This window comes from Lysobacter capsici (genome assembly GCF_014779555.2).
Lineage (GTDB): Bacteria > Pseudomonadota > Gammaproteobacteria > Xanthomonadales > Xanthomonadaceae > Lysobacter > Lysobacter capsici.
Map to the genome: position 1 here is coordinate 5,467,790 of NZ_CP094357.1, position 16,568 is coordinate 5,484,357.

General features: G+C 59.5%; 6 protein-coding genes. All 6 read right to left on the reverse strand.

The features are described 5' to 3' along the window. Positions 1 to 5 precede the first annotated feature (5 nt). The 6 genes from IEQ11_RS22615 to IEQ11_RS22640 are packed head-to-tail and all read right to left on the reverse strand — an operon-like array spanning position 6 to position 16,567. Positions 6 to 1,778, reverse strand: a complete 1,773-nt coding sequence (locus IEQ11_RS22615) for a DEAD/DEAH box helicase (protein ID WP_191821141.1) — start codon at positions 1,776 to 1,778, stop codon at positions 6 to 8. After that, positions 1,759 to 6,585, reverse strand: a complete 4,827-nt coding sequence (locus IEQ11_RS22620) for a protein NO VEIN domain-containing protein (protein WP_191821140.1) — start codon at positions 6,583 to 6,585, stop codon at positions 1,759 to 1,761. Before IEQ11_RS22620 ends, IEQ11_RS22615 begins: the two co-directional genes overlap by 20 nt. A 47-nt stretch (positions 6,586 to 6,632) precedes the next feature. Next, the gene (locus IEQ11_RS22625) at positions 6,633 to 7,376 is read right to left on the reverse strand and encodes an HNH endonuclease (RefSeq protein WP_191821139.1); all 744 of its coding nucleotides are present in this window, start codon (positions 7,374 to 7,376) and stop codon (positions 6,633 to 6,635) included. Next, positions 7,373 to 9,385 carry a hypothetical protein gene (locus IEQ11_RS22630; RefSeq protein WP_191821138.1) on the reverse strand — a complete coding sequence of 671 codons (2,013 nt, stop codon included), beginning with the start codon at positions 9,383 to 9,385 and terminating at the stop codon, positions 7,373 to 7,375. The genes IEQ11_RS22625 and IEQ11_RS22630 overlap by 4 nt, the downstream gene beginning before the upstream one ends. Positions 9,386 to 9,401: 16 nt before the next feature. Then, a complete protein-coding gene (locus IEQ11_RS22635; RefSeq protein ID WP_191821137.1) occupies positions 9,402 to 13,766 on the reverse strand; it encodes an Eco57I restriction-modification methylase domain-containing protein in 4,365 nt (1,454 codons plus the stop codon). Next, positions 13,763 to 16,567 carry a helicase-related protein gene (locus tag IEQ11_RS22640; protein ID WP_191821136.1) on the reverse strand — a complete coding sequence of 935 codons (2,805 nt, stop codon included), beginning with the start codon at positions 16,565 to 16,567 and terminating at the stop codon, positions 13,763 to 13,765. The genes IEQ11_RS22635 and IEQ11_RS22640 overlap by 4 nt, the downstream gene beginning before the upstream one ends. Position 16,568: the final 1 nt, after the last annotated feature.

Below are 16,568 nucleotides of genomic sequence, written 5' to 3' on the forward strand. Positions count from 1 at the left end.
CGCCATCAACCACTGGATCTGTGAAACGAAAGCTTAGATGTAGCTACCGTCTTGTTCTCTTGCAAACTTTGGCCAAGCCATCCGCACGTTGCCGCTGTTCCAGACACGATCAATAGAGACTTCGCTCTGCTTATCCCGACATAGAGTAACTCCTCACAGCGAGCCAAATCGATCGTATCCAGCCCCCATAGGATGACCACTGGAGACTCCAGTCCCTTGAAGCGCGGAATCGTGTCGATAAGGACGGTGTTAGCATCTCGAACACCTTCTTCGAGCCAAGCTGCCGGTTTTGGCAATGGGAGTCGCCGCAAGGTCGCGTAGTAGTCGTCCTTGCGCAATGCATCCGCAATCAGGACGGTGATGTCACCAGCGGCAACTCCCTGACGAGCAACAAAATCAACAATTCGTGCATTGATCTTCGCGGCCTGAGCATCTCGACCAGGCGACGCGTCGAAGTGGAGTTCATCACCTTCAATATCAGGAGGGCTGACCGGCACCCCTTTGTAATGTTTGTACGCAGCCATATGGATCGGCGCGGTGTTCCGGCAGTTCGTCGTCAGCGTGAAAGGTTCACCCCGTATCGGGAATGTGCCCACCCGCGCATAGATATTCTGGTTGTCATCATAGAAGATGTACAGCGGGCTTCGCTCGTAGTCGGAAAGTAAAAGCTCCAGTGGGACCCAAAACTCCTCGCGGAAATCTTGTCCTTCATCACACACGATTGCGTCGTAGCGGTCCGGTAGGACCTCAAGCGAATATGCAAACGCATTGGGCAGTTGTACGTCGTAGAGATCCTTGCCCGGGTATGTCACTTTCGCTTCCGTAACGAGATCCCGACCCGACGCCTGATTTGCTCCTTCGACCTGTCGATAGCAAAGCTGATGGAAGCTCATTACCTCCAGGTTGCTTGTGCCGGAACACATGCTCGACAAGTGATCGGCCAGTTGCCTGTTGTAGCAAGTGAGTAGAGTCTTGAAGCCCTCCGAGGCGAGGCGGCGGGCTTTTTCGAGCGCCAGAACGGTCTTGCCCGTGCCGGCACCGCCGCTGACTGCGGCCCTTCGGTGACAACGTAGGAAATCAAGAACTCGCATCTGGTCCTTAGTGAGAACCAGTCTGCGAGCCTCCTGCTCTGCAAGGCGAGATGCCACAAGTGGCACCACTACGAACGACCTCGCAAATACCTCACGAACCACATCAATGCCGCGACGGCCGATGGGGGTGAAGCTGCCCGCGTCGTTTCCCCAGTAAGCGAACGCGCTGTCGATCCACGCCTTGGGCTCCTGAAGAGTCTTCGCCGAGCCGATCAGTACGGCGGGCATATCCGGGCGACTAAGTACGTTCGCGTCACCGACGTCAGGAAAGAACACCGCGTGGCCGCGAAGCACATTCCCAAGGGAGAGATCGCGCCATCGTGGATGCTCATTCAGTTTCGATCGAATCGAGTACTTGGCCCTAAGTGCCTGACCGATCGGATTGTTGATGGAGTGCTTCTGCCGGTGACGGTCCACTGAGAACCATTCGCCGTTGCCCGCGTCAAACCCCACACCACCGCCTTTCACCTCGATACACAGATAGCCGTGGTCGGGATGGCAAACAAGGAAGTCGGCTTCCCCATCCTTCGCTTGCTCCTCTTCTCGTCGCAGTATCCAACCAACTTGAAAAAAGACGACGTACTCCTGCGGAAGCTTGTCCCTCAGTGCTCGGTAGACTTTCGCCTCTGCTTGAGATGGCAAGTCATTAAGTTGCGCCTCAGAGAGATCAGGAATCATTGTTGTCATCGGCGTCTTCCACAATGCGCATGCGAAGCAAGTTCAGGGTCACGTTGGGCGTCGCTTGAGCCTTCCCATCAAATAAGATCGTCAGCAGCTTCGTGCTTCCACGATAAATGACATCGCAAATGGTCCCCGCCCCCATGTCTTGATGATGAATCCGCACACCAGACGCAAATAGCGCCGACGGGTCGGCTCGCTCATCCGTCACTGCGTCCCGCCAGTTTCCGTCGAACATGAATGACGTGACTTGAGTGGCCGGACTGCGGATGGGGTGAACGCAAATGTGTTCTGGATCGGAAACAAACTCAACTACGTACAGCCAGTAGCGGTCGCCGTAGTCCTGGGCATTGCTGAATTGGAGTCGCGAAAGACCGACGCCGGTGTGGTTCCACTCACCGTTGACGCCTTTTACCTCAATAAACCGATCCTCGTCGGTAAGCGGATTGCGACTGATGATGTCGTACCCAGGATGCGTTTGTGCCATCTGCTCGGCAACACGACCCCGTTCCTTTTCGTAGGCGCACACGGCGCTGCGGGCCATCACTTCAACGGCGAGGTTGTGCTTCAATGGATTGTTCTGATCGTCCTCTTCCGATTTTCCCTCCTGCCTCTGCCGAACATAGGAAAGCAGGCGTCGGTCCCATTGTTCTTTGTGCTTGGGACGGGATTTCTTCGCGCGCCGCTCGCCTTCACCGGGGCCTCTGTTGCTACCGACGCCACTTGCGGAGCCATTCTGTTCGGTGTCGTCTCGGCGTGAGCCGCCGGATTCCGATCCACGCCCAGGTCGCTCTGCTGACTCTCCTCCCGGCGGGCGCTCTGACGTATCGGGCTGCCGATTTCCGTGTTTACTTCCAGGAGCACCGATCTGTTCGCCAGAATCGCAATCTGATGTAGGTTCTGCCTCGGTTTCCCCCTGGCTGTCTGATCCCGTTATGCCGTCCATCTCATCGAGGTCTGGCGACGTCAGGTCTTCCATTTCTCCACTCCCAGGCTCTGCATCTAGATAGGGAATGCCGGCATCACTCAATTCGCGATGTGCTTCTTCAACCGCCATCCCAATGAGAGGACGCACACTTAGGGTCAGCTTCGAGATTTCGCTGCCTGACTCCTCGGGCATCAGTTGGTGGAACAACGCATTGAGCACGTGCGCCCAACTCCGATCTCCCACCGGGCGGGCGAGGATCAAGTACCCATCTCCGATATCGTAGAACGCCTGCGCCGAAGTGGGAGGCGCGGATGCCTGATCTCCTCCAACATGCACAGATGCCCTAATGCGGACAACGTCGTAGCTGAGAGCCTTCATCTTCGAAAGAGCGCTCCGAATCTTCGCTCTTACCGTTGTTGGTTTGTCATGGAGCAAACGGGCGAGGATGTCCATCCTATCCATCAGCTTCTCGGCGAACTGTGTTTCGTCGACTTGCGGACCATCGGCGAATTCGAGGGCAACCTTCGCGCGCTCACTTAGCCGGCTGACACCGATCTCTTCCACGAATGACCAAAGCTCAGGGACAGGTTTGCACAAGGCTTGGTCGAGTTCCCCGCCAAAGAATCCAGCATGCCACTCGCTATCTTGGAGCAAGATCTCGTCCGGATGAGTGAGCTGACCCCGCAAGTTCAAGACGGTTGGCGCCTCTTGCAGACGTTGCAGGTCAGACGGGGTTAGCTCTTCATGTTCATGTGCGGTAGCAACGCTGGCCAGGCAGATGTCATAGACCGCGCGGTCTGGACCTGTCAGCGGCTTGGACTGTTCGAAGTACTCGCCGACGATGTCCAAAAGTATGTCAACGAAGTCGCGACCATCCGGTGCATTCTTAACTCCGATTACGTCGAAGAGCGGCTTGAAGGACTCGTAGTTTCCAGGAAGCGTGTATGCATAGCGGCCGAGTTGCTGCGGCACCCAGTACACCTGGTTGGGACGAACGAACGTCTTTTGGCTCTCGACGTAAATGCACCGTGAGCCAGCGAGTGTCGCGATGAGCGGGTCGGATCGTTGAGCTCGCTCGTTCAACACCTGATACGTCGAGACATGCGGCTGCACGCCCGCGCTGACGCAATGCTGCAGATGCTCGATGACGAGCCGGGGCTCCGGATTGATGGAAACATCAAGCTCCTCCAACAACTCGGTTTTCAGTCGTGCCGTGCTCCGGAAGTCAAGGATCTTGGCTTGGGAGCGGAAAGCGTCGGCACGGTAAGGTGCATAGAGAGAGTCTGCTGTGTGCCATTCTTCGGAATCCCCATCTGCGGGAAAACAGGCAGCCCGTTGAAGATCCGCGATGGCATCCTGAACGACCTTCTTTTCTTTCCATTCGTCGTAGTTGTCGCACAGTACGTAGAACGCCTCGCTGCTCGCACGTTTTGCATCCTCGGTCGGCAGGTACTTCTCGGCAATGGATAGCATGCGATCGACTAGGTGCCTGGCGATCGGCGATCTTCGGATTCCCAGGCTGTCGATGAATGTGAGCACTGATCGCGTATTTGGAACGCGGCTGGAGTCCAGCCAGAGGTGGTGTGCGTCTCCGAGAACCTTCACAAGGTCTTCAGTACGATGGTAAGTGTTGACGGGGCGCGACCAACCGCCATTTTGCGTAGGCACGATCGGAAGCGACCCAAGCAACCGCCGGATGGCATCGTCGTTTACAAGCGCTGGGTGATTGGCGAGCTCGTTGATGATCCGTGTGTACTTGGTTGCATCCAGCGGGCCGTCGTCGTCGAAAAACGTCGGCAACACGGCCTGCACGAACGCCTCGATCGTCTGCGTCTGTACCGCCAGCCTTGTCGATAGGAATTCCCGGGCTGATTCGGTTAGAACGGATGTGTCCAGCAAATCCGCCTGACCGGTCGGGTCAGTGAAGTCTCCCGGCAAAAGTGCTTGCGTTGCCTTGACCAGCCCAAGGCTTGACTTCCAGATGGGCAGGCCGCGTAGCTGCTGATAAATCGTCTTTTCACCGGCACCCTGGTGGTCGAGGTCCGCGAACAACGAGTACAGGTCGCGCAGGTCCTTCTGCTCGACGCCAATGACGTATTCAACTGGCTCCTTGTCGCACATCGAACTGATGTGCGATACCACTACGCTAAGATCGAGCAATTTTATCAGCCGGGTTATCTTTGGGAACCCTGAAAGAAGACGAGAGGTGATGGCGAGTCTGGGCAACAGGGCTGCAATGCGATCAGCTTCCAGCGCGCCCGGCGCGGCATAAGACTGATTTATGGTTACCGCGAACAGATCCTCGGTGACGACAAACGGCAAACCCAACAAGCGTTGCACTGCTGGGTTTGCGCTTGGATTCGCAGCTCCCACCTCTGGCAGTAGATCGTTGATGATGCTCCACAGAGGTCGATAGAAATGCTCCAGCTTCTGTTTGTCGACCGCCGTAGCCCCCGCCGCCTGTTGAACCATCGCTGATGCCAACAGCGCGACTAGCCGTTCGAGGGTCAGGATCGGGGCACCCAATTGGTTCATCGCTGTTTGGAACGGTCGCAGGTCTTCCGCAACGAGCCTGCCCCCTACCTCTAGCAATGCTTTTGCCTGGTGTTCGTTCAGGGGGCTGCGAGGCAGGAATACGCCATTGGGACACTGAAGGCTGCCGTCCTGTGCTAGAGCAATATGCGCTTGTGGCGCAGTCGCCTTCAGGTGTTCCCAAAATCGCTTGAAGCACAACGGATGTCCCGACGGCCTGAAAGAGAGGTCGTATGCCCGGCCAAGGATTGGCCATAGCTGATTGGAGCCGACCATTTTCAGCAAGCCTTCTGGATCCCGAGCCAGTTCAGCCGCTGCGGTGTCAATGAGCATTTCGTTCCAGGCCTGCTCGTGCTGGTGCCCAGCAAATATCACCGCTTTACGATCAGACTCCGGGAAGAAGTCTGCGTTGATATGCAGGGGTAGCCCAGTCAACTGCTCGGTGGGCAAGAATGCGTAGAGCAAGCCCTCAGACAGCGGCTCTGGATCAATTCGCAGCCCTATGCTTATCTTGGTGCTTCGATGAAGTGTTTCCAGTCTTGGGTGCGTCGCGTAAAGACGCTGAGCGGCATCTGCTGCGTCAGCGCGAAGGATGTGCCAGTGCTCAATTTCGCCGCTTGGCCTGAAGCTGACGATGAGGTCAGAGTCTTCGCATCTATCGAGGTCGCAGGCCAGCAGTAGTTGTCCATTTCGTCGCACCTCAGCCTTTCGGACGTGGCGAAGAAACAGCAGGCTCTTGCGTAGAACGGTCTGGAAATCGTCTGCGAGCTGATCGATGTGGGCGGGGCTGACGTGCGAGACCCCAAGCGCCAGCCGCGCCTCAGTATTGGGATCAGTCGCCCAAGGCAAAAAGAAGGACGTGCCGTTTGGTTCTTCGAAGGCCTCGATAAACCATTGCCCTCGCTCGGGGTAGAGCGCCAGCTTGATACCTGACGAGCGGATCTCGGGGTGGTCCGTAACCTGGTAGGTAGAGACAAAGCCTATGCCAAAGCGACCAATATTTTCGCCACGTGAGAGTTTCCCGCCGCTGCCAACATCGGTTATGCGGTGGTAATCACATTTGTAGCTCCCCTCAGCAACAGACGCGCAAGGCTTATCCAGATCGCCGCAGTACGTGAACTCGCCGCTGTTGCGCACCAGCAAGCCGGTGTCCGTGATGTCGAATACGATCTCCACGGCTTTCGCGTCATCCGCATTCTGGATGAGCTCCAGCGCCATCACGTCATAGCCCTGTAGCCCAGCCAGGTGGCTCCGGATGTTACCGAGGAGGTTTGCCGTGTATTGCCCGCTCGTCCTGCCTTCTACGTGAACCACAGTTCCCCCCTGGCACTTGCTATGGTCGCCTCTTTTCGTCATCCGCCCTTAGCCAATAGGCGGACTGTCAGTCTCTCTCGCTGGATTTTTCACGTCCCTTCGAACAGGTGTTTTCGATGCCAAGAAAGATATGGAATATGGCCCGGACTAAGGGTTCGCAGGCGCAGTCCATCCGTAATTGAAAAATGCCCTCGTACCGACGCATCCAGACGTCGTGAGCACAACAGCAGGCCATCGTCGCTGAAGGCGATCAGGCCCGTATCAAACATCACGTCCAAGTGAATAGACAGGAGCAGACCATTAAACGGGTCAAGGCGCTCGGAGTGGGTGGCTTTGGCCCACGGTTTTGCATGGCTGGCTCGCAACAATTGTGACGGGAGCGCTAGACCAGTTACCGCACAGCGCCCTTGCCATAGGTCCATCAACGCCTCGCGGAACACATCTTGACCTATCCGTTGACGCACTTCCCTCGTTCGTTCCGTTTCAGGAATTGCCGCCAAGCGCGCCTCGACCTTGGCATCCAGCACGGCAACCGGATGGACCAGCAAGGAGTGAAGCATCCGCAAGGCTTCATAAATATGGAAGGCGCCTCTTGCCAGTCCGACACTGGTCATTCCCGCGGGCGGCACCTGATCTGAAGTCTCTAGACCGATCCGCGCCGCGGCGCCCGCTTCTGGCACGGCCAGGAAGACGCCTTCTTCGTTGATTTGTATGAGCACTCTTGCCGGAGATCCACTGATCCCAGCAACGAACCAGTCGCCATCCTGCGCTGAAATCAGATCATAGCCGCTGTCAGTGAGCGCCTTTGCAACAAGCGCAGGCATCACCTTCATCGCCGCCCCTTCCCGTGCTCAGGAAGCGAGTGCTGCTCGACACCGAAACGGCGACCGAACAGCAGACTCTCATTCGAACTTGGATCTAGCTCCAAGCGCACCACGCCCTCTCGCAAGTCGGTCGGGGGAGGGGTGGTAGTCGTCACGATATATTGGAATGGCGGCTCGACACCTACGAACCCTTCCTTTTCAAGTGAGCTCACTAAAGAAAAGTAGTTCTCGTACAAGCCTATGCTCATGTCCGCTTCTCTAGGACAGTCATGAATCACGAAGCCAGGAAGAGAGCTTGCAGATCCCGCGCTATCGAGCATGCAAGCGATATCGCCCAGCAATACTTCTAGAACTCGATAGGCCTCTCCGCCTCGCATTGATAAGCGAAATGGACGATCTTCGTCGCGCGGGTCGAAGGCACCGAAGGCACCATCCGGCAATAGGGTCTGCGTCAACGCGTCGGTTATGGACGCCAATGCTTTCTCTCGGGCTGACTTGTCCTGATGCAGCAAGGTCAGTTGCATTTGTGCACTTCCGAGTTCCCTTTCAATCCTAAGAATCTCGGCTTGCATCGCATCGACCTCCGCCTGAGCCGAAGCCGAGCCAGCCGAGCCGTCCCAGCGGGTAAGCTCATCCAGCAAGTTCGGCCACTTGCTGGCTTCGATTTCGGCCGTTCTCCTGGACATTCGAACCTTGTTCAGCGCGGCTTTGAGCGCTTCTTCCTGCCGTTCAAGCACCTGAAGCTTTGATGTCATTTCGTTCTTGCGCACCAGGGCTGTCACAGATCTACTCGACGATTCGTTCATCGCATTTTCGAGGCTCTGCTTGTCACGCTGATCTTGAAAGCTGCTCAAAGAAAGGAGGCTGATCTCTGTCTGCACATGCTGGCACTGAGAAAATGGGATATTTCCTTCTTCACAATGCCCGGCAAGGTTCCTGAGCTTCAACAGCTTGGCCCCAACCGACTTATATGCCTCCTCATCGCCGCGCCGGCCGGCATCCGCAAGGTCGTACTCAGCGACAGCCCTCTCGCTCTCGCTTCGGCGCAGCTTCAAATCTGCCCGAAGTTCAGCCAGATTCTGATCAGCCTGTTCCTGCTCAAGCTCCAACTGTGCGAGACGACTTGTTACCTTCTCACTCGCAGTCCTGATGCGATTCTCCACCGAGTCATCGAACAGGCCTGCGGCACGTATTGGTAGATCGTCGGGAAGCGACCCCATCGCGCGAAGATTGGACTCAATGCGACGCCGGATTAACGCTGGCTCTCTCTGCAGATCGCCCCTTTTCTGCCTTGCCTGATCCAACTCATGTTCCAGCGCCGCAATACGGCCCATCAGCAACGATTCGGATTGATCCATCAGTCCGAGTACGGCTCGCATAACGATGGGCGGGTCTTGACGACTACGCTGCAGGCCTGATCCCTCGCCCTCACGCCAAGCGAAGAACGATTTGAATCGCGAGCCCTGATCTCGACTGATCCAGGCCAAGATATGCCTCCATTCAATCGCCTGGCCCGTATCCGGGATGTTGCCCGGTGACACGGAACTCATCATGTCGCTAGCCAGGCGCTTCAGGAAATCCCGATCGTTACTATCTGCCTCTTGTGCCCAGACATCCTCTGCACCTTCACCATCAATGGCGAAGCCATCCTTGTGGGGGTTGAAGTAGCGGCATAGCGTGAAAGGGCGACCTTCCACATGTATGACCGCGATCACGCCACCCCTTGGGAACTCGCTACAAAGCTCGTCACGGAGCTCGGTTACCGCCTTTGATGGGTCCCCCAAGCAGTAGCGAAGCAACAGGCACAGCGATGTCTTTCCAACACCGTGACCGGCGGCATGGAGTCCGACTGCACTGCCCGCAGCGGGCTCCTTGGCCCATACTACGTTGAGTCCGCGCCTGAAGGGCACGGTCCTGATAATGTTCGCCGTATCAGGTTCCGAAAAAATGGAGAGCTGCTTGAACCACAGGCGCGGGGCTTGCCTGTCCTTTGGTAGATACTGGATCAACTGCTCCATTCCGCTACTCCATCATTCAGGCTCGTTTCGCCGAGGTGTCGGTGGATTCTTCACCGTCAATCGCCAGCGTCCGTACAGAAGCTTGTGCTGCGGCCCTAGTCAGAATGTCCGCGACACGCGTCGCAGCCTCATCAACTATTACTTCGCTGGGGAGAACGGCGCCTTGGACGACCAGTAGCTGAGTTGAGTCGGTTCGTATTACGCCAGCCGACTCGTAATGGCGAAGCCAGTTCTGGATGCGATCGCCTGCCAGCCGGCTGGCGTCGAAGATCCCGAGATGGTTGTTTTGGAACTCGGCAACGAAAGCGGCGTCCTGTGCACCAGCGAGGCCGCTCAGCGTGCTCGGTTGCGCTGCAATGGCCACAGCATCGGCAAACTGGCGGCGAGGCAGGTGCCCGGGCTGTCTAATCATGGTGAGCAGAAGTCCAGCCAGTCGCGCATCAACCTCATCCCGGATGATGCCGTGGGGTGAATAGGTCGACGTTGCATGCTGCCCTGGTGGCGGATTCAAGAGGCTTGAATAGGGCTCGCCATTTGCCTCGGCAAGCGCCATGCGGTCGAACTCACGGAGAACCAGGTTGCGAGTGCGGTATTCGCCGAACTCACGCAATTCACTGTTCTTGAGGACGCGGAAGGTTTCGCTAGGATAGTCCTCGCCCATCACATCGGCAGGATCAAGGATATAGCGCAGTTCGTCTCGGGTCAGACCGTAGAGGCGAGCGTAGTAAGCGTCCAACTCGGCGCGCACCACTGCACGGCGTACGGTGTCGAATGTAAACGGCTGCCCATCGAAACCGAGATCCCGCGCCCAGGGACGGATGTCGTGGGCGGTGTAGGTCAACTCCAGCACACGTGGGACGATGAAGGCGAGATCGGCGTCGGCGTAGCGGTCAGGCGGCAGAACGGGGAGCTGCTTCAGATATCCGTAGGTCAGATGTGTTCCACCGACCTTAACCCGCGCGATGTAATCCAGGACGAGCGCATCAAAATTGCCAAGCAATGCTGCCGTATGCTGTGGCGACTGCTCAGCCATGAATAGTGGAAGGGTGTGTCCTACACCCGCCATAGGGATTACGCTCGCAATCACTGTGCGAATTTTCTCGACGCCAGTAATATCACGCCAACCCATCAGCCAATTCCGCTTCCAGGTTTTGCTTGCCAATCGCTCGGTCACTTCATGGCGGGCCACCCAATAACGCGGGATGACTGAGAAGTCATGATTAGCCTTCTCTGGAGCAGTGACGTCGCGGCTGTCGCATTCGTCGGCGTAGGTGGCCCAGCGGTGGTCGAACTGATGGATTAGCTTGGCCTCGTACAACGGCAGCAGATCTTCGCCCCGTGCGTCGGCGAACAGGTGGCTGTCGCTGGCCATGTTGAACAAGCCCTGCGAAAAGCGAATACCCCACGGATTGCCATGGGCGCGCTTCTCGTCAATCAACACCGGTGCGGCGCGGTAGAGCTTCTTGGTCAGCTCGGCATCGCGTTCGCTGCGAAATACAGGACAGGTGAGCGTGTTGGGATTAATCAACCGGAACTCATCGGGCGTGAGGGTGAACCGACGGCGCGAATCGTGAATCTGAGCCGGCTGTCTTGCAAAGAAGACGAACTCAGATTCGTCGTTCTTGCCAAGCGTTAGCAAGCAGAAACGGAAGGCGTGATGCACCGAGGGAAAGATGAACTCCTCGTTCTCGAAGGCAAGCAACGTCGCCAGCGATCCACTTTGCGTTAGGAATGAGAAGAACGCTTTGGTGCTGTCGTCGGTAGCGATTCCGGTGGGTACGATGAAGCCCGCACGCCCTGATTCTGACGTGACTTGGCTGATTGTTTCGGCAAACAGGGGATAAGTATTCAGCTTTCCAACTGCGGTCAACGGGTAGCGTCCGGATTCGCGATAGAACGTATTGCACGCAGCAGTCCGATGGCTTTCGGATAGGAACTCCAGCCAGAGTCTCGGACTCTCGCGTTCCAGTTCAGCGATAGCCTTCTTGCGTGCGGCGCCTGCAAGCGAAGCAATGTGCGCGTCACGCGAGGCAAAAAACTCTTCTTCGCCAAGTTGCGAAACCTCCCACGGCGGATTTCCCAACACGCATGCGAAGCCGCCGGCTGCGTGCACCAGCGGGAAGGCCAGCGGCCAGTGCAGCACGCGGGATTCTCTGCATATTTGGCGCGCGGCTGCGCGCTTTTCCCCATGATGCTCTGCACCATGCTCGCCCAGCAGTTCCTGTCCAACGCTGTTCGATGTGGGTACAGCACGCTGGTTGGCCTTGCTCTTGGGCAGCAGGAAGGCGGCGAGCAGCATGTCCGCCGCATGGTGCAATGGGCTTTCGGCGGACTCATCGGCGATGGCCTGCCATGCCGCCTGCTTGGCGGCGATCTGAGCAAGCGTGGAGTCGGGTAGCGACTCCAGCGCCTGCAACTTGTCGAGTCCGCCCACCCGCAGGCCGAGCAGATCGCGCTGTCCGAAGGACTGTGCCGTGCGCTTGCGCTGCAAATCATTCAGTTCCGCGGCATTTTGTTTCGCCAGTTCCTTGCAAACGCCCTTGTCGTCGCCGGATAGGGGCTTGAACGCATCTTTGGGGACACCCTGCTCAAGCGTGGACAGGTCGGTGAGACCCAGCAAGGCATCACCACATTGCAAGTGGTGATCGAGGAAGCCCAACGGGCGATCCGGGGTCATCGCCTCGAGCCATAGCGACATGCGCGCCAGTTCTATGGCCATGGGATTTCGATCCACCCCGAAGATGCAGTGGGTGATGACATCACGCAGAGCGTGGCGGAAGTCCTCGCCGCTGGGCGTGCCTTGCGCACGCAGCTGGGCGAGACGCGTAGCGAGTCGACGCGCGGCTCCGAGCAGGAAGTGGCCGCTGCCGCATGCCGGATCGCAGACAGTGATGGACAGTAGCGCGACCTCGGGATCGGTGGCGCCGCTGATGCGCTGCTGGATGACCGGCTCCAGCGCGGAATCCAGCAACTCCTGCACCAGCGAATCCGGCGTGTAGTAGCTGCCGCTGGTCTTGCGCGCATTGCCCTTGGAACTTTCCGCATTGGCGAAGCGGAACACGCGGCCGTCGGCGCTGATGTCGGGCACCAGCTCCAGCAGGCTTTCGTACACGCTGCCCAGTTCTTCCGGGCCCATGTCGCGCCAATTGATGCGGGCGAGACTGCGGTCACTGCGCATCCAGCCGAGCTTCGCGACCGCTTCCAACAGGGCGCAGTTGCCCAAGGTGCTGGCGTCCAGATCCGGACACTGGTCTTCGGCGAAGAGGCCGCCGAGCGCCGGCAGGGCCAGCAGCGGCTGACCATTTGCCAAGCCGGTGAGAACAGGTTTCAACCCATCCCACAGATCGGTGTGTCGGTCGAAGGCGCGGCGCTTGCGGGCGCGTTCGCGCAGACGGCGCAGGCTGTAGCCATCGGCATAAAGCTTCACTGCATCGGCGTTGGCGTCGGCCGGATGCAGCAGGCCACGCTCTTCGATGGTGAGCAAGAAGATCAGCCGGTAGACCAGACGCAGTAGTTGCTGGAAATAGACGTTGCGGTCGAGCCTGCCACTGGCCAGCGCGTCGCGCAGGGGTTGATTGGCGGCCTCCACCAGGAAACCTTGGCCCAGTGCGACCAATGCTTCTTCCACGCCTTGGCGAAGCTGCTCACGGGCACGGGTACCCTGCTCCTTACTGCCCTCGCGCCAAGCTTCCAGCGGACATTGCTGCGGTAGATTGCCTGGGTTGCCGAAGCGGCTGGCGTGGATCAACAGCCACAGCAGGGAGAAATCGGCGTAACGCTCCTCGCTGAAGATCCGCTCCAGATCGGCCTCGATCCACGCAGGACGAGTGAGGCTGGCGTTGTCGCGAGCGAGACGAAGTTGCAAGCCGTTGCTGGCGATGCCCCACAGGGCCGCGTCGCTGGCATTGAGCCAGTCCTGCAGCAGGCCGAAAGCGCTGCGCTGGCGGTTGCTGTCACCGTAGCGGCGGTCGCGCTCGTCCAGACGCTGACCAACGGGGGCCACCACCAGCGGCAGACGGCCTTCGCGGGCGATGGCGGCAACGGGGTATTGGCGTTCGGAAATGACCTGTGGCGCGGCCTGCGGTTGCAGGTCGGTGGCGCCGAACACCTCACGCAATAGGGCCTGCACGAAGCGGGCGGTCAGGGCGTGTGGGTTGTCGGCGCGCGAGCGAGCGGTGTCGAACTCGCTCCAGTGGGCCTGGGCGATACGCCAGTAGCGGCCCAGCTCGTCACGCAGGTTGAGGCCCTTGGGAATGCCATAGTCGGCCGGCGACTGATGGGCGGCCTTCAGTGCCGCGATGTTGCTCAACCATTCGGCCGGCAAGAGGCCACCTTCGATGTGGATGGCGTCGAACTCCAAGGCGACAGTACGACGACTCACGCCACACCGCCGGGCATCAGCACGAAGGCGGCGATGACATCCACTGGCTTGAGAGCACGCACCTCGTAGCGACCTCGTGCATCGGCGGCCTCGCGCACGCGGCGGTGGTCGGCCAGCAGGCGCTCGGCTTGCGCGTCAGCCAGTTGCTCCAGAACTTCGCGTCGCTCTTCCAGCAATGCAAGCACGTTTTGCATTTCGCGCTGGCGCACTGGCTCGGGCAAGTTGCCAGTGGCCGGAGCCTGCAGCCAGGCCAGCATCTGCTCGCCCTGCACCTCGGCAGGATTGGCGCGACCCTGCCAGGCCACCGATAGCGCTTCTTCCACCAGCAGCACGCTGCTTCGCCCAGAGCGGGTAGTGGTGATCTGGTGGCGCAGGCGCAACAGCAGCACGATAGTGATGGTGTCCACCGCTGGACTGCGCCAAACGCCGATGCGGCCAAGTGTGGCGAGTTGCCGGTTGTCGCGGGTTTCGCCGCTGACGGCACGCTCCAACAGCTCATCGGCCAGCGTACTTACCAGTGGGTGACTGCGACTGACATAGCGGCAGCGCGGCGCAGGTGGCTGAGTGAAATCGATGCCGATGTCGCCGGTTAGGTTTGCCGCCTCCAGACGCTCGCGTAGAGCTTGCGGCAATGCGGAAATCGGTGCGGTGGCGCCACGCTTCGGACGGAACTGCAGGCCAGCGCCAAGCCGAGCCATGGCTTGGGTGGTGAATCGCTTGACGTCATCGCTAGCGCCCAGCACGGCTTTCATGCGCTCCCATTCGGGCAGTACGTCGGCCGGGCGCAGGCGGCGCTGGGCGAACACGGTGCGATTGCGCTTGGCCTTTTCGGCCAGGTCGGTCCAGCGCACGTCCAGCGCACAGCTTTCCTCGTACTGATCGAAGTCGAACGCCTGCTGCGGGCCACCGGCTCGCTCGCTGCGCAGCATCACCGCCTTCATCAGCGCCTGAGTCAGCGTGTGGTCGTCATCGGGCAGTGGCACGGGAACGCCGAGCTCCTGTCGGATCTTCTCCGCCTTGCGCAGGATCACCTGCAGCACCGCACCGTCGACCGGGTTGTTGGCGCCATACATCAGGGTCGCGCGTACCTTGGGGCTGGGTTGACCAAAGCGGTCCACGCGGCCTTCGCGTTGCTCGTGGCGAGTGGGATTCCACGAAAGGTCGTAATGGACCACGGCGTCGAACTGTTCCTGCAGGTTGACGCCCTCGGACAGACAATCGGTAGCGATCAGCAGGCGGCGCTCGGCTTCGCCCAGCGTTTCGACGCGGCGCTCGCGCTCCTCGGACGGGAATTCGCCGGTGACCGCATCCACAGCAACGCCACGGAACTTGCCGTCCAGATGCTCGCGCAGGTAGTTGGCGGTGGCGATGTATCGACAGAACACCACCGGGTTGAAGCCGTCGGCGATGAGCTGCTTAAGGTGCTCGGTGAGCAGGCGCAGCTTGGGATCGCCCTCCTCGCCCGCCAGCTTGCGGGCCTGGGCCAACAATGCATGCAGGTCAGGATCGCCCGTATCAGCGGCCGGCGCCACGTCGTCCTGATCCAGCGCGTCCTCGCTGCCGTCGAACAGGGTTTCCAGCACCTCCTGCGGTGCGTTATCCACCTGTCCGGCAAGTAAGCGGGTCTGCAGGGCCTGCACGGCCGCGGCGGGACTGGAGGCCACACAGCGCATCAACGCCAGCGTGCCCCAGAAGCTCAGACGCTGGCGGCGTGCGTCATCGCCGACGCGCTGCGTGACATCACGGCAGTAGTCGAGCACGTCCTGGAAAAAGCTGTCCCACTGGCCACTGAGGTGATAGATGGCTTCGCCAATTTCCCGCTTTGGGAAAATGCTGCCGTCACGCCATTCATCGATGTCCGGGCGGCGGCGCTGGACGAAGTGCTGGGCGAGTTGTTCGCGCAACTTGTCCTTATTGTCGCCACTGGCCGTGGCGAGCTGGGTGAACACAGGCTTGAGCAAGGCCAGCAGGCTGTAAAAGGCGTCCTGGTCGCCGCTGTGCGGGGTCGCCGTGAGTAGCACTAGGTGGCGCTCGGCATCGGCGGCCAACTCGCGCAGCAACTCGAAGCGCTGCTGGCGCGCCTGGCCTGTGCTGACACAGGTGTGCGCCTCGTCGACGATGACAAATTCCGGGCAGGCACGGATGAAGTCGTGGCGATGCCGGTCGGACTTGATGTAGTCCAAGCTGACCACGGTAAAGGCATGGGCGTGGAAGATCGAATCGCCGATCGGCAACCCACGCTCAAGGCGGGCGGCGCTGCTGGCGGTAACCGCCATCGCCGGGATATGGAAGCGCTCATTGAGCTCGCGTACCCACTGCTCGACGAGATGCGGCGGGCACAGCACGGCCATGCGCTGAATTTCGCCGCGGTCAAGCAACTCACGGGCAATCAGCGCGGCCTCGATGGTCTTGCCGACGCCCACATCGTCGGCGATCAGTAGGCGCACCGGATCCAGGCGCAGCGCCATTAGCAGTGGCACCAGTTGGTAGGTGCGCGGCTCTACCGAGATATTGCCGAAGCAGCGAAACGGTCCGGCGCCGCGACGCAGTGCCATGCGCAAGGCATCGGCCAACAACAGGGCATCGTGCTGACCGCCTTCTTGCGCCGGATCGGGGGCGGGGAAGTGTGCGGGGCCGATGTCCGGCTCCAGGCCGGTATGCATGAGCGCGCTTTCATCCTCTCCACCAGCGAGCGGCCGCAGCCGCAGCAAGGGCGCAACACTGCCGGGTTCGACGATCCACTCGCGGCCGCGGGCTCGAACGAGTGAGCCAGGAGTGTATTGGGCGACGGGCGTATTCATT